The sequence below is a fragment of the Neorhizobium alkalisoli genome (assembly GCF_002968635.1).
Lineage (GTDB): Bacteria > Pseudomonadota > Alphaproteobacteria > Rhizobiales > Rhizobiaceae > Neorhizobium > Neorhizobium alkalisoli.
This window is the reverse complement of the sequence record NZ_PVBN01000008.1, coordinates 25,807-48,575: the sequence shown is the minus strand read 5'-3', so window position 1 is coordinate 48,575 and position 22,769 is coordinate 25,807. Positions and strand designations below refer to the sequence as shown.

Sequence of the window (22,769 nt, the reverse complement as noted above, 5' to 3'; positions counted from 1 at the left end):
ATTACTTCCTCTTCGCCTTCTTGTCCGCGCCGTGACCGTAATAGGTACGGGTGGGAGCGAATTCACCGAACTTGTGTCCGACCATGTCTTCGTTGACGCTGACCGGAATGTGCTTGCTGCCGTTGTAGACGCCGAACGTCAAACCAACGAACTGGGGCAAGATCGTGGAGCGACGGCTCCACATCTTGATCACTTCACTGCGTCCGCCTTCACGTACCTTCTCAGCCTTCTTGAGAAGATAGCCGTCAACAAACGGACCTTTCCATACTGAACGAGCCATTGAACGACTTCCTCTCTTACTTCTTCACGTGGCGCGAGCGCATGATGAACTTGTCCGTGGACTTGTTCGAACGCGTGCGCTTGCCCTTGGTGGGCTTGCCCCACGGGCTCACCGGATGGCGACCACCGGAGGTGCGGCCTTCACCACCGCCGTGCGGGTGGTCGACCGGGTTCATGACGACGCCGCGGTTATGCGGACGCTTGCCGCGCCAGACGGTACGACCGGCCTTGCCGTCGTTGATGTTGCCGTGGTCCGGGTTGGATACGGCGCCGACGGTCGCAAGGCAGGAGCCCGGTACCAGGCGCTGTTCACCCGAGTTGAGGCGGAGGATCGCCATGCCGGCATCGCGGCCGACGAGCTGGACGTAGGTGCCTGCCGAACGGGCGATCTGACCGCCCTTGCCCGGCTTCATTTCGACGTTGTGAACGATCGAGCCGACCGGGATGTACTGCAGCGGCATGGTGTTGCCCGGCTTTACGTCAACGGCCTTGTTGGAAGCGATGACCTTATCGCCCGCAGCGAGGCGCTGCGGAGCGAGGATGTAGGCCAATTCGCCGTCCTCGTACTTGACGAGCGCGATGAACGCAGTGCGGTTCGGGTCGTATTCCAGACGCTCGACCGTGCCTTCGACGTCGAACTTGCGACGCTTGAAGTCGACCAGGCGGTAAGTACGCTTGTGACCGCCGCCGATGAAGCGGGCGGTGATGCGACCGAGGTTGTTACGGCCGCCACTCTTGGAGAGACCTTCCGTCAGCGTCTTGACCGGTTTGCCCTTCCAGAGGCCGGACCGATCGACGATGACCAGCTGACGCTGGCTCGGGGTGGTCGGGTTGAAGCTTTTCAATGCCATTATCTTATACCTCAGAGACCGGTGGAGACGTCGATCGTCTGACCTTCGGCCAGGGTGACGACAGCCTTCTTGACGTCCTTCTGCTTGCCGATGAAGCCGCGGAACCGCTTCACCTTGCCCTTGCGGACAAGCGTGTTGACGGCCGTGACCTTCACGCCGAACAGCGCCTCTACGGCAGCCTTGATTTCCGGCTTGGAAGCAGTCTTGGCAACGTTGAAGACGACCTGGTTCTGTTCGGATGCCAGCGTCGACTTTTCGGTGATCGCCGGCGAGACGATCACATCATAGTGGCGAAGATCCGTCATTTGAACCGCTCCTCCAGAGCTTCTACCGCAGCCTTGGAAAGCACGAGCTTGCCGCGGCGCAGGATGTCGTAAACATTGATGCCCTGAACCGGCAGAACATCGACGTTCGGGATGTTCTGAGCGGCGAGCTTGAAGTTGTTGTCGAGTTCGGCGCCACCGATGAACAGTGCGTTGGTGAAGCCGAGTTCGGCGAAGGAGCCGGCCAGAGCCTTGGTCTTCGCTTCAGCGGCCACCAGGTTGTCGACAATGATGAGGTCTTCCGACTTCATCTTGGCAGACAGGGCGTGACGCAGGGCGAGAGCGCGAACCTTCTTGGGAAGGTCATGCTCGTGGCTGCGGACGACCGGACCATGAGCACGGCCACCGCCACGGAACTGCGGAGCGCGAGCCGAATGGTGACGAGCGCGGCCCGTACCCTTCTGCTTGTACATCTTCGCGCCGGTGCGGGAAACTTCCGAACGGCTCTTGGTCTTGTGGCTACCCTGCTGCTTCTTGGCGAGCTGCCAACGAACCATGCGGGCCAGAATGTCTTCGCGGGGATCGAGGCCGAAAATTTCGTCCGACAGGGAGACCTTGCCGGCGTCTTTTCCCTCGAGGGTCTTGACGTTATATTCCATGTGCTTGGCTCCCTTACTTCGCGGCCGACTTGACGGCATCGCGAACGACGATCCAAGCGCCCTTGGAGCCAGGTACGGCGCCCTTGACGAGGATCAGGCCACGGTTCTCGTCGGTGGAGACGATCTCGAGGTTCTGGGTGGTGACGCGCGTCTGGCCCATATGACCAGCCATGCGCTTGCCCTTCCAGACCTTGCCCGGATCCTGGTTGTTACCAGTCGAACCATGCGAACGGTGCGAAACGGACACACCGTGCGTGGCGCGCAGACCACCGAAGTTGTGACGCTTCATGGCGCCAGCAAAACCTTTACCGATCGAGGTGCCAGTGACGTCCACCAGCTGACCGGCCGTGAAATGATCGGCCTTCAGCTCGGTGCCGACATCGATCATGTTGTCTTCGGAAACGCGAAACTCTACGAGCTTCGCCTTCGGCTCGACGTTTGCAACGGCAAAGTTGCCGCGCATCGCCTTGGAGGTGTTCTTCACCTTCGCCGCGCCGGCACCGAGCTGAACGGCGGTGTAGCCATTCTTCTCAACGGTGCGGTGTGCGACGACCTGGCAATTCTCCAGCCGCAATACGGTTACCGGGATATGCTCGCCGGCGTCGTTGTAGACGCGGGTCATTCCCACCTTCTGTGCAATTACACCCGAACGCATCGGTTCAATCCTTCTCACTCAGTCTGAAACCGAAGTCTCAGAGCTTGATCTCAACATCGACACCAGCGGCGAGATCGAGCTTCATCAGCGCGTCTACCGTCTGCGGTGTCGGGTCAACGATATCGAGAAGGCGCTTATGGGTGCGCATCTCGAACTGCTCGCGGCTCTTCTTGTCGATGTGGGGGGACCGGTTAACCGTAAACTTCTCGATGCGGGTCGGAAGCGGAACGGGGCCCCGGACGCTAGCACCGGTGCGCTTCGCCGTCGACACGATCTCGCGCGTGGAAGCATCGAGAATCCGGTGATCGAACGCCTTCAGGCGAATGCGGATATTTTGGCCGTTCATTCGACGTTATCCTTGTTGTCTGTTATCCACGTGCCGAACGAAAGGCACGGGTTTGTTCTTTTTCCTAAGGCGGACCACCGGTTTCAAAGATCGAAGGGGACACCGAGCCGGTATCCCTTTCCACTCTCCAGGCCTTTCGACCCACCTTATATTTTGATTGCTGCCCCGATAGCGAAGCAGGGGCAAATCGCGCTCGCGCGCCATTTGCTACATTTTTATGTCATAAGCAAGCGGCTAAAGGGCCGCTTGCTTAAAAGAATTTATGCATCCGGCGCAGATCAGCTCTGCGTCGGCCCCATCATCGATTACTCGATGATGGAAGCGACGATGCCGGCGCCGACGGTGCGGCCGCCTTCGCGGATGGCGAAGCGCAGCTTTTCTTCCATGGCGATCGGCACGATCAGCTCGACGTCAACGGTGACGTTGTCGCCAGGCATGACCATTTCGGTGCCTTCCGGAAGCGTCACGATGCCGGTCACGTCCGTGGTGCGGAAGTAGAACTGCGGACGGTAGTTGGTGAAGAACGGCGTATGACGGCCGCCTTCTTCCTTCGTCAGGATGTAGGCTTCGGCCTTGAACTTCTTGTGCGGCTTGACCGAACCCGGCTTGCACAGAATCTGGCCACGCTCGACGCCGTCACGGTTCACACCGCGGATCAGCGCGCCGATGTTGTCGCCGGCCTGGCCCTGGTCGAGCAGCTTGCGGAACATTTCAACGCCGGTCACCGTCGTCTTCGAGGTCGGACGGATGCCGACGATCTCGACTTCTTCGCCAACCTTGACGATGCCACGCTCGACGCGGCCGGTCACGACCGTACCACGGCCCGAGATCGAGAACACGTCTTCGATCGGCATCAGGAACGGCTGGTCGATCGGACGCTCAGGCGTCGGGATGTAGGCGTCAACAGCCGCCATCAGCTCGCGGATCGCGTCTTCGCCGATCTTCTTGTCGGAATCTTCAAGAGCAGCAAGCGCCGAACCCTTGATGATCGGGATGTCGTCGCCCGGAAAATCGTAGGACGACAGAAGTTCGCGAACTTCCAGCTCGACGAGCTCGAGAAGCTCGGCGTCGTCAACCTGGTCGACCTTGTTCAAGAATACCACGATCGCGGGAACGCCGACCTGACGGGCGAGCAAGATGTGCTCGCGGGTCTGCGGCATCGGGCCGTCGGCAGCCGAGCAAACCAGGATCGCGCCGTCCATCTGCGCCGCACCGGTGATCATGTTCTTCACATAGTCGGCGTGGCCGGGGCAGTCGACGTGCGCATAGTGGCGGGCCGGCGTCTCGTATTCGACGTGCGCCGTCGAAATCGTGATGCCACGAGCCTTTTCTTCAGGAGCGGCGTCGATCTGGTCATAGGCCTTGTACTCGCCGAAGTACTTCGTGATCGCGGCCGTCAGCGACGTCTTGCCATGGTCAACGTGACCGATCGTGCCAATGTTGACGTGAGGCTTGTTGCGCTCAAACTTGCTCTTTGCCATTTCCGGCTCTCCGTTCTTATCCCCGTCAGGGGTTATTCTCTCAAATTATTGGGCGGATTACTCCGGTCACTTCTGACCGGAGTACTTTGCCTGGATTTCGGTCGCGACGTTGTTCGGAACCGGTGCGTAGTGATCGAAGACCATCGAGTACTGTGCACGGCCCTGCGACATGGAGCGCAGGTTGTCCACGTACTTGAACATGTTCGCCAGCGGCACGTGGGCGGCGATCACGACGGCGATGCCACGCGATTCCTGACCCTGGATCTGACCACGGCGGGAGTTCAGGTCACCGATCACGTCACCGACGTAATCTTCCGGCGTCACAACTTCGACCTTCATCATCGGCTCGAGGAGCTGAGCACCAGCTTCGCGGGCTGCTTCACGGAAGCAGGCACGAGAAGCGATTTCGAAGGCCAGAACCGACGAGTCGACGTCGTGGAAGGCACCGTCGATCAGCGTCGCCTTGACGCCGAGCATCGGGAAGCCAGCCAACGGGCCGGAGGACAGAACGCTTTCGATACCCTTCTGAACGCCCGGGATGTATTCCTTCGGAACAGCACCGCCGACGATCTTGGACTCGAACTTGAAGTCGTCGCCTTCAGGGTTCGGTTCGAACACGATCTTGACGCGTGCGAACTGACCGGTACCACCCGACTGCTTCTTGTGGGTGTAGTCCTTTTCCGTCTGACGCGTGATGGTTTCGCGGTAAGCAACCTGCGGCGCACCGACGTTTGCTTCAACCTTGAACTCACGACGCATGCGGTCGACGATGATGTCGAGATGCAGTTCGCCCATGCCGGCGATGATCGTCTGGCCCGATTCCTGGTCCGTCTTCACGCGGAAGGACGGGTCTTCGGCTGCCAGGCGGTTGAGCGCGAGGCCCATCTTTTCCTGGTCGCCCTTGGACTTCGGTTCGATGGCGATCTGGATGACCGGCTCGGGGAACTCCATGCGCTCGAGGATAACCGGCTTCAGGGGATCGCAAAGCGTATCGCCCGTGGTGGTTTCCTTGAGGCCTGCGAGAGCAACGATGTCGCCAGCGAAGGCTTCTTCGATGTCTTCACGGGAGTTGGAGTGCATCTGCAGCATGCGGCCGACGCGCTCGCGCTTGTCCTTGACCGTGTTCATGACCGACGAACCCTTTTCGAGCTTGCCGGAATAGATGCGGGCGAAGGTGAGCGAACCGACGAAGGGGTCGTTCATGATCTTGAACGCGAGCATAGAAAGCGGCTCAGCGTCGTCAGCATGACGTTCGATTTCGGCTTCGGTCTTGAAGTCGATGCCCTTGATCGCCGGGATGTCGAGCGGCGACGGCAGGTATTCGACAACGGCGTCGAGCAGCGGCTGAACGCCCTTGTTCTTGAACGCGGTGCCGCAGAACATCGGATGGAACTTGACGTCGATCGTGCCGCGGCGAACCAGGGCGCGGATCTTGTCGTTGTCCGGCATGATGCCGTTCAGGTAGTCTTCCATCGCCTGCTCGTCGACTTCGACAACCGTCTCGATCAGCTTTTCGCGATATTCCTCAGCCTTTTCCTTCAGGTCTTCCGGAATTTCGACGACGTCCCACTGGGCGCCGAGCGATTCATCGCGCCAGACGAGAGCGTTCATCTCGATCAGGTCGACAACGCCCTTGAATTCCGTTTCTGCGCCGATCGGCAGCTGCATGACGACGGCCGTGGCACCGAGACGGGTCTTGATCATCTCGACGGAGCGGTAGAAGTCCGCACCGGTCTTGTCCATCTTGTTGCAGAAGATCATGCGCGGAACGTTGTACTTCTCGGCCTGACGCCAGACGGTTTCCGTCTGCGGCTCTACGCCAGCGTTGGCGTCGAGAAGAGCAATCGCACCGTCGAGAACGCGCAGCGAGCGTTCGACTTCGATGGTGAAGTCGACGTGGCCGGGGGTGTCGATGATGTTGAAGCGGCGCATCTTGCCGTCACGACCCTTCCAGAAGGTCGTGGTGGCAGCGGACGTGATCGTGATGCCGCGTTCCTGCTCCTGCTCCATCCAGTCCATCGTGGCTGCGCCATCGTGAACTTCGCCGATCTTGTGCGACTTCCCGGTGTAATAGAGGATACGCTCGGTGGTCGTCGTCTTGCCGGCGTCGATATGCGCCATGATACCGAAATTGCGGTAGTCTTCGATTTTATATTCGCGAGCCATAGGACTGCCTTTCGAAATTCGATCGGGTGAAGATTACCAACGGTAATGCGAGAAGGCGCGGTTGGCGTCGGCCATCTTGTGCGTGTCTTCACGCTTCTTGACGGCGCTGCCGCGGTTGTTTGCGGCATCCATAAGTTCACCGGAAAGACGATCGACCATGGTCGTTTCGTTACGCTTGCGGGCAGCAGCGATCACCCAGCGGATCGCGAGAGCCTGGCGGCGCTCCGGACGAACGTCGACCGGAACCTGGTACGTAGCACCACCAACGCGGCGCGAGCGAACTTCAACATGCGGCGCGACGTTGTCGAGCGCCTGATGGAAGATGCCCAGCGGGTCGGCCTTGGACTTACCCTGCACGGCGTCGAACGCGCCATAGACAATGTTTTCAGCCACGGACTTCTTGCCGTGGAGCATGATCGCATTCATGAACTTGGTGACGACGAGATCGCCGAACTTCGGGTCCGGGTTGATCTCACGCTTTTCTGCACGATGGCGTCGGGACATACTTCTTCTCGTCTCTGATATGTTGCTGGCGCTTTATCACGCGGAGAACCTCGCGCAGCGCCGGATAGGATGAAATCCGAAGGATTACTTCGGACGCTTCGCACCGTACTTCGAACGGCGCTGCTTGCGGTTCTTGACGCCCTGGGTGTCGAGAACGCCGCGGATGATGTGATAACGAACGCCCGGCAAGTCCTTTACGCGGCCGCCACGGATCATCACCACCGAGTGTTCCTGAAGGTTGTGACCTTCACCCGGGATGTAGCCGATGACTTCGAAGCCGTTGGTCAGGCGAATCTTGGCGACCTTACGCAGAGCCGAGTTCGGCTTCTTCGGGGTCGTCGTGTAAACGCGGGTGCAAACGCCGCGCTTCTGCGGGTTTTCCTGCAGAGCAGGAACCTTGTTGCGCTTTACCTGTGCCTGACGCGGCTTGCGGATCAGCTGGTTTACGGTAGGCATATAACCATCCCTTGCAAAATCTTCTTCCAAGCCCTTGCGGGCCATTCTGATGCCGTTTCCGGCGACGACACACACATCTCCTCATGCGCAAAACGTGGCCCGATCCGCTTTTCCGGATGGACCACAAAAGGCAGAGGACGCATTCCTCATGCGTCATGCGTGCAGCATTCGTGTCTTCAACGTGCGTATGGAACCGTGTCTGAGGCGTACTCCGGAACGAGTCATCCCGGACGGACAAGCCTCACATCGCTTCCGATGCGGGGCGTTTACTGTTTTCCCCCCTGCCCGTCAAGGGCTGCACCGAAAATAATGCCCAAAAGCCGGGGTTCCGGCCCTTGGCAGGACGCAAGTTACCTTGTTTTACGATTTTTTGCCGCCCCATGCATTAATATTTGGGAATCACCGGCAATGGACTAAACAGAAGGGGAACTTTCCGTCCGGCTTCTGTCTTGGACGTAATAGGAACCAAGCCGCGGAGACAACGATGATCAGCACGCCCGACAATGACAACCGGCTCGATGCGCCGATGGTATTCATCATCATCGGCAAGGGCTACGAGGTGAAGGGCGGCGAAGGCGTCGAGCTTCACATCATGCTGCGCGCACCGGACGACGACACCGCCGTCCGCGAGGCGCTCAACGCCCTCTCGGAAGAAGGCTTCCTCGAAGCGGATCTGGATCAGATCGGCGTCCTTACCGACGAACCCACCGAGGAACCGCATGCTTCAGCCTACCAGGGGGCGCTCGAAGGCGAGGTAGCGATCATCCGCTTCGACTGAGGTTCAGGCGCGGTCAGTGATGTTGCGCTACGCCGCCGCGCGGAAGACATAGGAATCGCCTGCGGTATTCCTAACGGCGAAACGGCTCGTCCTTTGCGGCAGCATCTCAGCAGCGGGCCTCTCGATCAGGCCCAAGGGAAAGTACCCTCCCCGCCTACATCGATGCCGAGTTGGTTTCCAAGATCCTGCCTGGCCTCGTCCGTCATATGGCGCCGCCGCGAACTTCGACCGCCTTGCCTTTACGTTTCACATTTCCCTTCCACAACGAAAAACGCCCGGATTTCTCCGGGCGTTTTCTTCGTCAATTCCAGAGGGTGCGATAGATTCGCACCCTGCCCGGTCATTCGGCCGGAGCGTTTTCGCCCGCCAAGTCCTGCAGCATCGGCGTTGCAGCCGATGCGCCGGTGCCCTTCTTGCGTTCCTCGATAATGAGGTCGTCGCGCGAGGTGGCGATGCGGCGGATCTGGGTCATGGTGCCGCCCGTACCGGCCGGGATGAGACGGCCGACAATGACGTTTTCCTTGAGACCCTGCAGCGTGTCCATCTTGCCGGCGATCGCAGCTTCCGTGAGAACCTTGGTGGTTTCCTGGAAGGATGCGGCCGAGATGAAGGACGGCGTCTGCAGCGATGCCTTGGTGATGCCGAGCAGAACCGGCTCGCCGTAAGCGGGCTTCTTGCCTTCTTCGGCAAGACGCTCGTTGCCATCTTCCAGCTCGATCCGATCGACATTGTCACCGACGATGTACTGGCTGTCGCCGGCATCGGTGATCTCGACCTTCTGCAGCATCTGACGGACGATGACCTCGATGTGCTTGTCGTTGATGACAACGCCCTGCAGACGGTAGACTTCCTGGATTTCGTTCACCAGGTAGGAAGCGAGTGCTTCCACGCCCTTGATCGCCAGGATGTCGTGCGGCGCAGGATTGCCGTCGAGGATGTAATCGCCCTTTTCGATGTAGTCGCCTTCCTGAAGATGGAAGGGCTTGCCCTTCGGGATCAGGTATTCGACCGGTTCGACACCGTCTTCCGCCGGCTCGATCATGACGCGACGCTTGTTCTTGTAGTCGCGGCCGAGGCGGATCGTACCATCGATCTCAGCGATGATGGCATGATCCTTCGGACGACGGGCTTCGAAGAGTTCTGCAACGCGCGGCAGACCACCGGTGATGTCCTTGGTCTTAGCGCTTTCCATCGGCACACGGGCGAGAACGTCGCCCTGGGAGACCTTGGCACCCGGCTCGACCGACAGGATGGCGTCGACCGACAGGTTGAAGCGGGCTTCGCCACCGCGGGCCAGTTTCATGATGTTGCCGGACGCGTCCTTGATGACGATCGCAGGCTTCAGGTCCGTACCGCGCGGCGTCGAACGCCAGTCGATGACCTGACGCTTGGTGATGCCGGTGGATTCGTCGGTCGATTCCGAAACCGAAATCGAGTCGACCACGTCTTCGAATTGAACCGTACCTTCCACTTCCGTCATCATCGGGCGTGTGTAGGGGTCCCACTCTGCCAGACGCTGACCGCGACGAACCTTGTCGCCGTCATCCACGAACAGCTTCGAACCGTAGGCGACGCGCTGCGAGGAACGTTCCACGCCGCGCTCGTCGAGAATGGTGACCGCCATGTTGCGGCCCATCGCGACGAGAACGCCTTCCGAATTCCGCAGCATGTTGCGGTTCTTGATCTGGATCGTGCCTTCATACGACGCTTCCAGGAACGACTGGTCGACCACGTTTGCCGTACCGCCCAAGTGGAAGGTACGCATGGTGAGCTGGGTGCCCGGCTCGCCGATCGACTGAGCCGCGATAACGCCAACGGCTTCGCCCATGTTGACCGGAGTACCACGGGCCAGATCTCGGCCGTAGCAGACCGAGCAGACGCCCGTCTGAACTTCGCAGGTCAGCGCCGAACGGATGCGGATCGACTGGATACCAGCCTTTTCGATCTCGATGACATCCGGCTCGAGGATCATCTTGCCGGCATCGACGATACGGGCACCCGTGACCGGATGATCGATATCGTCGAGTGCTGTGCGGCCGAGAACGCGGGCGCCGATCGAAGCCACGACCTGGCCGGCGTCAACGATCGCGGTCATGGTGAGACCGCTTTCGGTGCCGCAATCGACCAGATTGACGATGCAGTCCTGCGCGACGTCGACGAGACGACGGGTCAGGTAACCGGAGTTCGCGGTCTTCAAGGCGGTGTCTGCGAGACCCTTACGGGCACCGTGGGTCGAGTTGAAGTACTCGTTAACGGTCAGGCCTTCCTTGAAGTTCGAGATGATCGGCGTCTCGATGATCTCGCCCGAGGGCTTGGCCATCAGGCCACGCATGCCGCCCAGCTGGCGCATCTGGTTCGGAGAACCGCGGGCACCCGAGTGCGACATCATGTAGATGGCGTTCATCTGCTTCTGGCGACCGGTTTCAGGGTCGAACTCGACGGCCTTGATGCGGGCCATCATGTCTTCCGCAACCTTTTCGGTGGCCTTGCCCCAGGCGTCGACGACCTTGTTGTACTTCTCGCCCTGGGTGATCAGGCCGTCGTTGTACTGCTGCTCGTATTCCTTCACCAGAGTTTCTGTATCACCGACGATCTGCGCCTTGGTTTCCGGGATGATCATGTCGTCCTTGCCGAACGAAATGCCGGCCTTGCACGCATGGGTGAAGCCGAGCTGCATGATGCGGTCGCAGAAGATCACCGTGTCCTTCTGACCGCAATGACGGTAGACCGTGTCGATCATCTTGGAGATGTTCTTCTTGGTCATTTCCTGGTTGCAGGTCTCGAACGGCACGTTGACGTTCTTCGGCAGAAGTTCACCGATGATCATGCGGCCGGGGGTCGTTTCATAGATCTTGGAAACCGGCTTGCCTTCGGCATCCACGGTCTTGAAGCGACCCCGGATCTTGGCATGCAGGGTGACGACCTTGTTTTCCAGCGCATGGTGCAGTTCGCCCATGTCGGAGAACACCATGCCTTCGCCCGGCTCGTTCTGGTTCATGATCGACAGATAGTAGAGGCCGAGAACCATGTCCTGCGACGGAACGATGATCGGCGCACCGTTCGCGGGATGCAGGATGTTGTTCGTCGACATCATCAGCACGCGAGCTTCGAGCTGAGCTTCGAGCGACAGCGGCACGTGAACGGCCATCTGGTCCCCGTCGAAGTCGGCGTTGAAGGCCGTGCAGACGAGCGGATGCAGCTGGATCGCCTTGCCTTCGACCAGGATCGGTTCGAAGGCCTGGATGCCCAGGCGGTGCAGCGTCGGCGCGCGGTTCAAGAGAACCGGATGTTCGCGGATGACCTCATCGAGGATATCCCAGACTTCCGGCTTTTCCTTCTCGACCAGCTTCTTGGCCTGCTTGACGGTGGAGGAGTAACCCTTGGCGTCAAGACGGGCATAGATGAACGGCTTGAAGAGCTCGAGCGCCATCTTCTTCGGCAGGCCGCACTGGTGCAGCTTGAGTTCCGGACCGGTCACGATGACCGAGCGGCCGGAATAGTCGACGCGCTTGCCGAGCAGGTTCTGACGGAAGCGGCCCTGCTTGCCCTTCAGCATGTCGGAGAGCGACTTCAGCGGACGCTTGTTGGCGCCGGTGATGACGCGGCCACGACGGCCGTTGTCGAACAGCGCATCGACAGATTCCTGCAGCATGCGCTTTTCGTTGCGGATGATGATGCCCGGAGCGCGCAGTTCGATCAGGCGCTTCAGACGATTGTTACGGTTGATGACGCGACGATAGAGATCGTTCAGGTCGGACGTCGCGAAACGGCCGCCATCTAGCGGAACAAGCGGACGCAGATCCGGCGGGATGACCGGAACGACCTTCATGATCATCCATTCCGGACGGTTGCCGGACTCGATGAAGTTCTCGACGATCTTCAGACGCTTCATCAGCTTCTTCTGCTTGAGATCCGACGTGGTGTCGGCAAGCTCCGAACGCAGGTCGCCAGCGATCTTCTCGAGATTCATCGAGGCGAGCATCTCATAGATGGCCTCGGCGCCGATCATCGCCGTGAACTGGTCCTCGCCGTATTCGTCGACGGCGATCATGTATTCTTCTTCGGAAAGAAGCTGGTTTTCCTTGAGCGCGGTCAGGCCCGGCTCGGTCACGATGTAGTTCTCGAAATAGAGAACGCGCTCGACATCCTTCAGCGTCATGTCGAGAAGGGTCGCGATACGGGACGGCAGCGACTTCAGGAACCAGATATGGGCGACGGGAGCGGCGAGCTCGATATGGCCCATGCGCTCACGGCGAACGCGCGACAGCGTCACTTCGACGCCGCACTTTTCGCAGATGATGCCCTTGTACTTCATGCGCTTGTACTTGCCGCAAAGGCACTCGTAGTCCTTGATCGGCCCGAAGATGCGCGCGCAGAAGAGGCCGTCGCGTTCCGGCTTGAACGTGCGGTAGTTGATGGTCTCCGGCTTTTTGATTTCACCGTAGGACCAGGAGAGAATCTTCTCCGGGGACGCGATCGAAATACGGATCGAGTCAAAGTGCTGCGCAGGCACCTGCGGATTGAAAAGATTCATGACCTCTTGGTTCATGCCTATCTCCTTTAGGGGCGGAAGCCCTCGGCTTGCGATCGGTACTGTCCAGATTCCCGGGGCGGACAGTCCGATGCTCTAAAACGGTCGTAGCCGCGAAATGCGGCAAAAGTTCCCCGACACGGCCGACAGGCCGGCGGCGGGAGCGGCGCGCGCCATCGTCGGGCGCGCGCCTTTTCATGGATTATTCTGCAGCGTCAGGCAGTTGCTGGCCACCCTCGCCCGTCTCGATCTTCGAGTTTTCGAGTTCGACCGAGAGACCCAGCGAGCGCATTTCCTTGACGAGAACGTTGAAGCTCTCCGGAATGCCGGCCTCGAACGTGTCGTCACCACGGACGATCGCCTCGTAGACCTTTGTACGACCTGCCACGTCATCCGACTTCACGGTCAGCATTTCCTGCAGCGTGTAGGCGGCGCCGTAAGCTTCCAGTGCCCAGACCTCCATTTCCCCGAAGCGCTGGCCACCGAACTGCGCCTTACCTCCCAGCGGCTGCTGGGTAACGAGCGAGTACGGACCGATCGAACGGGCGTGGATCTTGTCGTCCACGAGGTGGTTCAGCTTGATCATGTACATGTAGCCGACGGTGACCTTACGGTCGAAGGCTTCACCGGTACGGCCATCGTACAGGACCGACTGGCCCGACGGATCGAGACCAGCCTTCTTCAGCATGGACGCCACATCCGGCTCGTGAGCGCCGTCAAAGACCGGCGTCGCGATCGAAACACCGCGCTTCGACTGCTCGGCGAGACGGACGAGAGATTCGTCGTCGAAGTTCGCCACTTCGTCATTCGCCACGCTCTCGTAGACGTCTCTCAGCTCGCGCTTGAGGTCCGTGATGTCGCTCGACTTCTTGTACTCTTCGAGCATCTGGCCGATACGCCTGCCCATACCGGCGCAGGCCCATGCAAGATGGGTCTCGAGAATCTGGCCGACGTTCATGCGCGAAGGCACGCCGAGCGGGTTCAAGACGATGTCGACATGCGTACCGTCTTCGAGGAACGGCATGTCCTCGACGGGAACGATGCGCGATACGACACCCTTGTTGCCGTGACGGCCGGCCATCTTGTCGCCTGGCTGGATCTTGCGCTTCACAGCGACGAAGACCTTGACCATCTTCATGACGCCCGGAGGCATTTCGTCGCCGCGCTGGACCTTCTCGACCTTGTCCATGAAGCGCTGTTCAAGGCGCGACTTGGACTCGTCATACTGGCCGCGGAGAGCTTCGACTTCGCCCTGCACCTTTTCGTCCTCGACTGCGAACATCCACCACTGCGAGCGGGGATATTCGGAGATGACGGCGTTGGTGAGCTCGATGCCCTTCTTGAAGCCCTTCGGACCGGCAACCGCCATCTGGCCGCGCAGCATGTCCGTCAAACGGCCATAAACGTTGCGGTCGAGGATCGCCTGTTCGTCGTCGCGGTCCTTGGCGAGGCGTTCGATTTCCTCACGCTCGATCGCCATGGCGCGTTCGTCCTTCTCCACACCGTGACGGTTGAAGACGCGGACTTCGACGACCGTGCCGAACGTGCCCGGAGGCATGCGCATGGAGGTGTCGCGAACGTCGGAGGCCTTTTCACCGAAGATCGCGCGCAGAAGCTTTTCTTCCGGCGTCATCGGGCTTTCGCCCTTCGGCGTGATCTTGCCGACGAGGATGTCGCCCGGCTGGACTTCGGCTCCGATATAGACGATGCCGGCTTCGTCGAGGTTCTTCAGCGCTTCTTCCGAAACGTTCGGAATGTCGCGCGTGATTTCTTCCGGACCAAGCTTGGTGTCGCGCGCCATCACTTCGAATTCCTCGATGTGGATGGAGGTGAACACGTCGTCCGACACGATACGCTCGGAGAGCAGGATCGAGTCTTCGTAGTTGTAGCCGTTCCAGGGCATGAACGCGACGAGCGCGTTGCGGCCGAGCGCCAGGTCACCGAGGTCCGTCGACGGACCGTCGGCGATGATGTCGCCCTTGTTCAGGATGTCACCGACGGCGACCAGCGGGCGCTGGTTGACGCAGGTGTTCTGGTTCGAACGCTGGAACTTCTGCAGACGATAGATATCGACGCCCGACTTCGACGGATCGAGGTCTTCGGTGGCGCGGATAACGATACGGGTCGCGTCGACCTGGTCGACCACACCGCCACGGCGGGCAGCAATCGCCGCACCGGAGTCGCGGGCGACGACCGGCTCCATGCCGGTGCCGACGAACGGAGCTTCGGCACGCACCAGCGGCACGGCCTGACGCTGCATGTTCGAGCCCATGAGAGCGCGGTTGGCGTCGTCGTTTTCCAGGAACGGGATCAGCGCGGCTGCGACCGAAACGAGCTGCTTCGGCGAGACGTCCATCAGGTTGATGGTGTCGCGCGGCGACAGCATCACTTCGCCCGCATGGCGGCAGACCACGAACTCTTCCACGAACGAACCGTTCTTATCCAGCTCGGCGTTCGCCTGCGCGACGTAATACTTCGCCTCTTCCATGGCGGAGAGGTAAAGAACGTCGTTGGTCACCTTGCCGTCGACGATCTTGCGGTACGGGCTTTCGATGAAACCGTACTTGTTGACGCGGGCGAAGGTGGCAAGCGAGTTGATCAGACCGATGTTCGGGCCTTCCGGCGTTTCGATCGGGCAGATACGGCCGTAGTGGGTCGGATGAACGTCGCGGACTTCGAAGCCGGCGCGCTCGCGGGTCAGACCACCCGGGCCAAGAGCCGAGAGACGGCGCTTGTGGGTGATTTCCGAAAGCGGGTTCACCTGGTCCATGAACTGCGACAGCTGCGAGGAACCGAAGAACTCGCGAACGGCAGCAGCTGCCGGCTTCGCGTTGATCAGGTCCTGCGGCATAACGGTGTCGATCTCGATCGAGGACATGCGTTCCTTGATCGCACGCTCCATGCGGAGCAGACCGAGACGGTACTGGTTTTCCATCAGCTCGCCGACGGAACGGACACGGCGGTTGCCGAGGTTGTCGATGTCGTCGATCTCGCCCTTGCCGTCGCGCAGTTCGACAAGCATCTTGACCACGGCCAGGATGTCGTCCTTACGCAACGTGCGGACGGTGTCGGCAACGTCGAGATCAAGACGCATGTTCATCTTCACGCGGCCGACGGCGGAGAGGTCGTAACGCTCCGCATCGAAGAACAGCGAGTTGAACATGGCTTCTGCCGATTCCATGGTCGGCGGTTCACCCGGACGCATGACGCGGTAGATATCGAACAGAGCGTCCTGGCGGTTCTCGTTCTTGTCAGCGGCGAGCGTGTTGCGGATGTAGGCGCCGACATTGATGTGATCGATGCCTAGAACCGGAATTTCGTCGAAACCGGCATTGAGGATGACCGGCAGGGTCTTCTCGTCGATCTCGTCGCCGGCCTCGAGATAAATCTCACCGGTTTCCGTGTTGACGACATCTTCGGCGAGATAGTTGCCGTAGAGATCGTCGTTGGTTGCCTTGAGTGCCTTGAGGCCCTTCTCGGACAGCTGCCGGAGCAGACGCGGGGTCAGCTTCTTGCCGGACTCGACCACCACTTCGCCGGTGTCGGCGTCGATCATGTCTGAAAGAGTCTTGGCGCCCTTCAAGGTCTCCGGCTGGAACGGAATCCGCCAGCCGTCGCCATCGCGCTCGTAGTTGGACTTCGAATAGAAGGTCGACAGAATGTCTTCGCCATCCATTCCAAGCGCCATCAGCAGCGACGATACCGGAATCTTGCGGCGGCGATCGATGCGGGCATAGACGATGTCCTTGGCGTCGAACTCGATGTCGAGCCAGGAACCGCGATACGGGATGACGCGAGCGGCGAAAAGCAGCTTGCCCGACGAATGGCTCTTGCCCTTGTCGTGGTCGAAGAAGACGCCCGGCGAGCGGTGCATCTGGGACACGATCACGCGCTCGGTGCCGTTCACGATGAACGTACCGTTGTCGGTCATGAGCGGCATATCGCCCATATAGACGGACTGTTCCTTGATGTCCTTGATGGACTTGGAGCCGGTATCCTCGTCGATATCAAATACGATGAGACGCAGGGTCACCTTCAAAGGCGCCGCGTAGGTCAGATCGCGCTGGCGGCATTCCTCGACGTCGAACTTCGGCGGCTCGAATTCGTAGGACACGAATTCCAGCATCGAAGCGCCGGAGAAATCAGTGATCGGGAAGACGGACTTGAAGACGGCGTTCAGACCTTCGTCCGGGCGGCCGCCCTTCGGCTCGTCGACCATAAGGAACTGGTCATAGGACGCCTTCTGAACCTCGATAAGGTTCGGCATCTCGGTGACTTCGGGGATTTTTCCAAAAAACTTGCGTACGCGCCTACGACCATTAAAGGAAAGGGTCTGAGCCATCGTCGCTCCTTCAAAATTGCATCCGGGCCTGCAACGGACGGGGTTCGCTGGCCATTCGATCTCCCGTCGACATGGTATTCTCAATCTCGTCCCGTCTCCCAAACGCGCCGGCCGGATTGCCTAAAAGCGGTTTGGTTGGGGACCATCCTCTTGAGAACCCATTACCCAGGGACCGTGCCAGACGGTCCCTGGGTAATAAGTTCGGGGGGAAATCGGTGGGAAAGAGATAGTCCCTTTCCCACCGCATTCCAGTATTACTTGACGTCGACCTTAGCGCCGGCATCCTCAAGCTTCTTCTTGAGGTCAGCGGCTTCAGCCTTGGAAACGCCTTCCTTGACAGCCTTCGGAGCGCCTTCGACGAGGTCCTTGGCTTCCTTGAGGCCGAGACCGGTGATGGCGCGGACTTCCTTGATGACGTTGATCTTGTTGGCGCCGGCATCCGTCAGGACGACGTCGAACTCGGTCTTTTCTTCTTCAACAACGGCAGCAGCAGCGCCACCGCCAGCAGCAGCAACGGCTACCGGAGCAGCGGCAGAAACGCCCCACTTTTCTTCAAGCAGCTTGGAAAGCTCAGCAGCTTCCAGGACGGTGAGAGCAGAGAGGTCTTCAACGATCTTTGCGAGATCAGCCATTTTCTAGTTCCTTATATTCGGTTCGATCTGGTTTGATTTGAACAGCAAAAAACCACCTTAAGCGGCTTCTTCGTCCTTCTTGGCGTAGGCCGCGAACACGCGGGCAAGCTGGCTTGCCGGTGCGGCGACAACCGTGGCGACGCGGGTAGCCGGGGCATTGAGAAGGCCCAGCAGCTTGCCGCGAAGCTCGTCCAGCGAAGGCAGGGTCGCAAGCGACTTGACCGCATCCGCAGTGAGCGTGGTTGCACCCATGGCGCCGCCCAGGACAACGATCTTGTCGTTGGTCTTGGCGAAATCCATGACGACCTTCGGAGCCGTTACCGGGTCTTCGCTGAATGCGATCAGCGTCTGACCCTTGAAGAGATTCGACATCCCTTCCGACTCCGTACCCTGAAGAGCGATCTTGGCCAGGCGGTTTTTCGCGACTTTGACGGTGCCGCCAGCAGCGCGCATCTTCGAACGAAAATCGTTCATCTGCGCAACTGTGACACCAGCATAGTGGGCCACGACAACCGAGCCTGAAGCCTTGAAGACTTCGCTCAGCTCCGTGACAAATTCGCGTTTTTCCGCTCTTTCCACTGTCTGTCTCCAGTTGACGGGACCGCAATCCTGCAGGCCCCATCGGTTTGCCTTTGCCTCAAGGGATCCTGGCGGGATCCTCACGGACCCTATAGGACCCCAAGCGACGCTTGAGGATCCTGTCCCCTCGCTCTGTCGCCGAATGGCTACAGGCACAAGGCACACTAGGCTCGAACCGAAACCGAAAGCGCCTCGGCGCTTATCAAAATCGGGTCTTACCCGTCTCATGCAGGCAATTAAGGCCTAAGCCACCTGCAATCTCGGACAGGAATTCCGGATCTCTCCGGAAATCCCGGCCCCGAAGGGCCGGAATTCAGTCTTTCCGACGCCCTGGGGCGCCGGAAAATTCTTGTCAGGCCGTTACCGTGGTCGGGTCGATCTTGACGCCCGGACCCATGGTCGACGAAATCGCTACGCGCTTGACGTAGTTGCCCTTGGCGCCAGCCGGCTTTGCCTTGATGACGGCATCAGCGAAGGCCTTGATGTTTTCTTCAAGAGCCTTGGCCTCGAAGGAAGCCTTGCCGATGCCGGCGTGAACGATACCAGCCTTCTCGACGCGGAACTCAACAGCGCCGCCCTTGGAAGCCTTGACGGCGCCGGTGACGTCCATGGTGACGGTTCCGACCTTCGGGTTCGGCATCATGCCACGGGGGCCAAGAACCTTACCGAGACGGCCAACGAGCGGCATCATGTCCGGGGTCGCGATGCAGCGATCGAAATCGATCTTGCCGCCCTGGACGATCTCGAGGAGATCTTCCGCACCGACGATGTCGGCGCCGGCAGCCTTGGCTTCGTCAGCCTTGGCGCCACGAGCGAACACGGCGACACGAACGTCACGGCCGGTGCCGTTCGGCAGATTGACCACGCCGCGGACCATCTGGTCTGCGTGACGCGGATCGACGCCGAGGTTCATGGCGATTTCGATTGTTTCGTCGAACTTGGCGACGGCACGTTCCTTGACCATCGAGATGGCATCGTTAAGGGCGACCAGCTTGGTCGGATCAACGCCTTCGCGGATCTTCTGAATACGCTTTGCAAGCTTTGCCATGTTAAGCCACCACTTCCAGACCCATGGCGCGGGCAGAGCCCTCGATCATGGCCATTGCGCCTTCGATATCGGCGGCGTTCAGATCCTTCATCTTGGCTTCGGCGATCGCCTTGATCTGAGCCTTGGTGAGGGTGCCGGCCTTGGCGCCCTTGCCCGGCGTCTTGGAACCGGAGGTGATCTTCGCTTCCTTCTTCAGCCAATAGCTGACCGGCGGCTGCTTCATCGCGAAGGTGAAGGACTTGTCCTGGTAATAGGTGATGACGACCGGGATCGGCATGCCCTTTTCCATTTCCTGCGTGGCGGCATTGAACGCCTTGCAGAATTCCATGATGTTGATGCCACGCTGACCAAGCGCCGGGCCGATCGGCGGGGACGGGTTTGCCGATCCTGCCTTGACCTGAAGCTTGAGCTGGCCTGCTACTTTCTTAGCCATTTCTCTCTGCCTTTCGTTGCGGACCGGTCGCCCGGCCCCATATGCCGACCTTCGTCGGCGGCTGCGGTTGCGTGGTTCGGTAGAGGTGCCCGGCTAAGGCACCGTTCCTCCCACGCGCTTGCGGCAAACGCCGCACGAGGCCCACTGAGTAAACAGCAGGCCCCATTTTAAAACTTCATCAGACCTTTTCGACCTGAGCGTATTCCAGCTCAACCGGGGTCGCACGACCGAAGATCGAGACTTCCACCTTGAGGCGGGAGCGCTCTTCGTCGACATCTTGAACGGTGCCGTTGAAGGACGCGAAGGGACCATCCGAAACGCGAACCTGCTCGCCGATCTCGAAGGTGATCGAGGACTTCGGCCGCTCGACACCCTCCTGGACCTGACCCAGGATGCGCTCGGCTTCGAAGTCCGGAATCGGAACCGGCTTATTGTCGGAACCGAGGAAGCCAGTCACCTTCGGGGTGTTCTTGATCAGGTGATACGCTTCGTCGGTCAGGTTTGCCCGAACCATGACGTAACCCGGAAAGAACTTGCGCTCGGAATCGACCTTGCGGCCGCGGCGCACCTCGACGACCTTCTCGGTCGGCACCAGGATCTTCTCGAACAGATGCTCCAGCCCCTTCTGGCGAGCCTTGTTCTCGATATCCTCGGCAACCTTCTTCTCAAAATTCGAATATGCGTGGACGATGTACCAACGCGCCGCCATCTTCATTCTCCAGAATCAAACGCTGACGTTCAGTACCAAACGTAGCAACCAGCCCAAAAGCTGGTCCGCAGCGAAGAAAAACAGCGCAGCGAAAACAACCATCACCAAGACCATGGCCGTAGAGATCATAGTCTCGCGACGAGACGGCCAATGAATTTTCGTCGCTTCGGAGCGCACCTGGCGCAGAAACGTAACGGGATTGGTTTTGGATGCCATAGATTGTCCACGCAATTACGGCACGTAAAGCTGAACTCGCTCAGCCCCACGCACCGCGTGTCTGTTTTGACCTACATAAACACCCCTTCCCCTTTACACAAGAGGGAAAACAGTGTTCGATGAAATTTCGCCGTTTTGCACGACGGCCATTTCCCGACAATTCCGCTGCGGATAATCTCGCGCCAATCATCTGGAAGTGGCAGGGGCGGCCGGGCTTGAACCGACGACCTGCGGTTTTGGAGACCGCCGCTCTACCAACTGAGCTACACCCCTTCAACCCTGGCGGAATTCGCAAACCGGAAACTCCGGTTCGCCGCCAACTGGCTAGGCGCTCCCTTTAAGGGGATGCGCTGCGCTTTGCAAGCGCATTTTTGAATATCCCCGCCTTCTATCTCCGGTTTCTGTTGCGCGGCTCGGAGGCATCCGCAAAGCGCCCCACGGAGAGGACCGGCTCAGGCCGCCCAACGAGAATTTCCTTGCCCGGCAGCTCGAGCCCGCCCGACAAAATGCCTGGCTGCACATTCCTTTCGGGCGCAAACGGAAGGCGCCGCCAGGAAAGGCGCGGCGGCTTTTCCACGTAAGCGCCGGGCTCATTCACCAAGCCTTCGCGGACGCGGTGAACGATCGTTTCGACCGCGAGCTTGCGCCCCTCCGAATGATAGAAATTGCCCTTTACCTGGATCGTCGCCGCGATCGTCTTGATGAAATCGAGCAGCAACTCGTTGTCGATCGGCTCCGGGCGCTGCCAGAAGCTGTCGATCCCCGCCTGATGCGTGAGCCCCGGAATATCATAGATGGCAGCGCCGAGAGCGATGGTCGGCACGCCGGCGCGGAGGCTTTGAAGCCCGGTGGTGGAGTTTACGATGATCACCCCTGCCGAACGCTTCAGAATGCCGCCCAGCTCTCCTTCCTCGATAAAGAAGACGCGCTCCCGGATACGATAATCTTCGGCAAGCTTGGTGACGACCTTGCCCCACCGTTCGAGATCATTGTCGAGAGGATGCTGCTTTATAAGAAGCCTTGCTCCCTCGGGAGCATTGCGTGCGAACGACCGGAAAACCTGCGACAGCATCTGAGAGAGATGCCGATAGGGCGAATTGGCGCGAATCTGGTAGTCGCTCTGCAACTGCAGCGCCACGAGATAGGTGGGCGGCGATTCTTCCGTCCAGAAATCTTCCGGCAAGCGATGACGGCGACGCATCATGCGGGGAAGCCAGGACATGTAATCGAACAGGGGGTCGTAATATTTGTCGGCACGGTAGAACGGAAACATCAGACGCCCGAAATAGGCTCCGAGGTTGTAGACAACTTCGCTGGTGGCCTCCTGGCCGAAGGTGTGGCCGTAACGGGCGTGTAGATCAGGAAGGTCGAGTTTGGCGGCGATCTGGCGAATGTGATCCGGATCGTTCGGGAAATGCGAGAATCGCCCCATTCCGTCGCGTTCGAGCGTGATCCAATCGGGCCGCAGATAACCGAATTCCACGGCATGGCAGCGGACGCCGAGCTTGCGGCCAACCCGCGCGGCAAGACGGTGATAAGGAAGCCGGTCGGCATAGTAGAGAATGTCGGTGATGCCTTCGCGGCGAATCAGGTTAGCCAGGTAACGCGGCCAGGCCCGCAGCGACCCGCGATAATTGATCGCGCCGCGCTTGAACCAGAAGAGCTGGTCGCCAAACGAGAAGTTCACCCTCTTGGTCTCGACGCCCTGCGTCTCGAACGCCCCAGCCAACTCGCGCCAGAAAACCGATGGAGGACCTTGAAGGAACAGAACTTTGGTCATGCGAGAGCCAATGCTGCTTGAGACTGAACCAACGACAAGCCTGCGAAAAGCGATTTCAATT

General features: G+C 59.7%; 20 protein-coding genes and 1 tRNA gene. 1 reads left to right on the top strand and 20 read right to left on the bottom strand.

Annotation, left to right across the window (positions count from 1 at the left end):
- Position 1: 1 nt before the first annotated feature.
- The 10 genes from rpsS to rpsL all read right to left on the bottom strand — a co-directional run bounded on the left by rpsS (position 2) and on the right by rpsL (position 7,660).
- On the bottom strand, positions 2 to 280 hold the full coding sequence (gene rpsS / locus C5L13_RS17700; protein ID WP_029620128.1) for a 30S ribosomal protein S19: 279 nt from the start codon (positions 278 to 280) through the stop codon (positions 2 to 4).
- Positions 281 to 296: 16 nt separating this feature from the next.
- Positions 297 to 1,130: a 50S ribosomal protein L2 gene (gene rplB / locus C5L13_RS17695; RefSeq protein WP_105384608.1), complete on the bottom strand. Its 834-nt coding sequence runs from the start codon at positions 1,128 to 1,130 to the stop codon at positions 297 to 299.
- An 11-nt stretch (positions 1,131 to 1,141) separates the two neighbouring features.
- Positions 1,142 to 1,435, bottom strand: coding sequence for a 50S ribosomal protein L23 (locus tag C5L13_RS17690; protein ID WP_037151093.1), 294 nt, complete (start codon positions 1,433 to 1,435; stop codon positions 1,142 to 1,144).
- Positions 1,432 to 2,052 carry a 50S ribosomal protein L4 gene (gene rplD / locus C5L13_RS17685; RefSeq protein WP_105374401.1) on the bottom strand — a complete coding sequence of 207 codons (621 nt, stop codon included), beginning with the start codon at positions 2,050 to 2,052 and terminating at the stop codon, positions 1,432 to 1,434. The genes C5L13_RS17690 and rplD overlap by 4 nt, the downstream gene beginning before the upstream one ends.
- Positions 2,053 to 2,065: 13 nt before the next feature.
- Positions 2,066 to 2,707 (bottom strand): 50S ribosomal protein L3, encoded by a 642-nt coding sequence (rplC, locus tag C5L13_RS17680; protein ID WP_105384607.1) that lies wholly within the window; start codon positions 2,705 to 2,707, stop codon positions 2,066 to 2,068.
- A 37-nt stretch (positions 2,708 to 2,744) separates the two neighbouring features.
- Positions 2,745 to 3,053: a 30S ribosomal protein S10 gene (gene rpsJ / locus C5L13_RS17675; protein WP_003547547.1), complete on the bottom strand. Its 309-nt coding sequence runs from the start codon at positions 3,051 to 3,053 to the stop codon at positions 2,745 to 2,747.
- 305 nt (positions 3,054 to 3,358) lie between these two features.
- Positions 3,359 to 4,534 (bottom strand): elongation factor Tu, encoded by a 1,176-nt coding sequence (tuf, locus tag C5L13_RS17670; RefSeq protein WP_105384596.1) that lies wholly within the window; start codon positions 4,532 to 4,534, stop codon positions 3,359 to 3,361.
- Positions 4,535 to 4,600: 66 nt separating this feature from the next.
- Positions 4,601 to 6,700 (bottom strand): elongation factor G, encoded by a 2,100-nt coding sequence (fusA, locus tag C5L13_RS17665; RefSeq protein WP_105384606.1) that lies wholly within the window; start codon positions 6,698 to 6,700, stop codon positions 4,601 to 4,603.
- Between the two features lie 33 nt (positions 6,701 to 6,733).
- Positions 6,734 to 7,204, bottom strand: coding sequence for a 30S ribosomal protein S7 (gene rpsG, locus C5L13_RS17660; RefSeq protein WP_037151038.1), 471 nt, complete (start codon positions 7,202 to 7,204; stop codon positions 6,734 to 6,736).
- An 84-nt stretch (positions 7,205 to 7,288) separates the two neighbouring features.
- Positions 7,289 to 7,660, bottom strand: coding sequence for a 30S ribosomal protein S12 (gene rpsL / locus C5L13_RS17655; protein ID WP_003507760.1), 372 nt, complete (start codon positions 7,658 to 7,660; stop codon positions 7,289 to 7,291).
- A 484-nt stretch (positions 7,661 to 8,144) separates the two neighbouring features.
- Here rpsL and C5L13_RS17650 point away from each other — a divergent pair, with 484 nt between their 5' ends.
- Positions 8,145 to 8,438, top strand: a complete 294-nt coding sequence (locus C5L13_RS17650) for a transcriptional regulator (RefSeq protein WP_105384605.1) — start codon at positions 8,145 to 8,147, stop codon at positions 8,436 to 8,438.
- Between the two features lie 340 nt (positions 8,439 to 8,778).
- On the opposite strand, the gene rpoC is transcribed toward C5L13_RS17650, so the two are convergent.
- The 10 genes from rpoC to C5L13_RS17600 form a co-directional block, all read right to left on the bottom strand.
- Positions 8,779 to 12,987: a DNA-directed RNA polymerase subunit beta' gene (rpoC, locus tag C5L13_RS17645; protein WP_105384604.1), complete on the bottom strand. Its 4,209-nt coding sequence runs from the start codon at positions 12,985 to 12,987 to the stop codon at positions 8,779 to 8,781.
- A gap of 184 nt (positions 12,988 to 13,171) precedes the next feature.
- Positions 13,172 to 17,311, bottom strand: coding sequence for a DNA-directed RNA polymerase subunit beta (gene rpoB / locus C5L13_RS17640; RefSeq protein WP_105384603.1), 4,140 nt, complete (start codon positions 17,309 to 17,311; stop codon positions 13,172 to 13,174).
- 254 nt (positions 17,312 to 17,565) lie between these two features.
- Positions 17,566 to 17,943, bottom strand: coding sequence for a 50S ribosomal protein L7/L12 (gene rplL, locus C5L13_RS17635; RefSeq protein WP_105384602.1), 378 nt, complete (start codon positions 17,941 to 17,943; stop codon positions 17,566 to 17,568).
- A gap of 57 nt (positions 17,944 to 18,000) precedes the next feature.
- Positions 18,001 to 18,522: a 50S ribosomal protein L10 gene (gene rplJ, locus C5L13_RS17630; protein ID WP_105384601.1), complete on the bottom strand. Its 522-nt coding sequence runs from the start codon at positions 18,520 to 18,522 to the stop codon at positions 18,001 to 18,003.
- Between the two features lie 352 nt (positions 18,523 to 18,874).
- Complete coding sequence (gene rplA, locus C5L13_RS17625) at positions 18,875 to 19,570, bottom strand: 50S ribosomal protein L1 (RefSeq protein WP_105384600.1); 696 nt, start codon at positions 19,568 to 19,570, stop codon at positions 18,875 to 18,877.
- A 1-nt stretch (position 19,571) separates the two neighbouring features.
- A complete protein-coding gene (gene rplK, locus C5L13_RS17620; RefSeq protein ID WP_105384599.1) occupies positions 19,572 to 20,003 on the bottom strand; it encodes a 50S ribosomal protein L11 in 432 nt (143 codons plus the stop codon).
- Between the two features lie 178 nt (positions 20,004 to 20,181).
- Positions 20,182 to 20,712, bottom strand: a complete 531-nt coding sequence (gene nusG, locus C5L13_RS17615; RefSeq protein ID WP_007770615.1) for a transcription termination/antitermination protein NusG — start codon at positions 20,710 to 20,712, stop codon at positions 20,182 to 20,184.
- A gap of 15 nt (positions 20,713 to 20,727) precedes the next feature.
- On the bottom strand, positions 20,728 to 20,928 hold the full coding sequence (gene secE, locus C5L13_RS17610; protein WP_105384598.1) for a preprotein translocase subunit SecE: 201 nt from the start codon (positions 20,926 to 20,928) through the stop codon (positions 20,728 to 20,730).
- 197 nt (positions 20,929 to 21,125) lie between these two features.
- Positions 21,126 to 21,201 (bottom strand) — tRNA-Trp (locus C5L13_RS17605).
- Positions 21,202 to 21,316: 115 nt separating this feature from the next.
- Complete coding sequence (locus C5L13_RS17600) at positions 21,317 to 22,708, bottom strand: capsule biosynthesis protein (RefSeq protein WP_105384798.1); 1,392 nt, start codon at positions 22,706 to 22,708, stop codon at positions 21,317 to 21,319.
- Positions 22,709 to 22,769 lie beyond the last annotated feature (61 nt).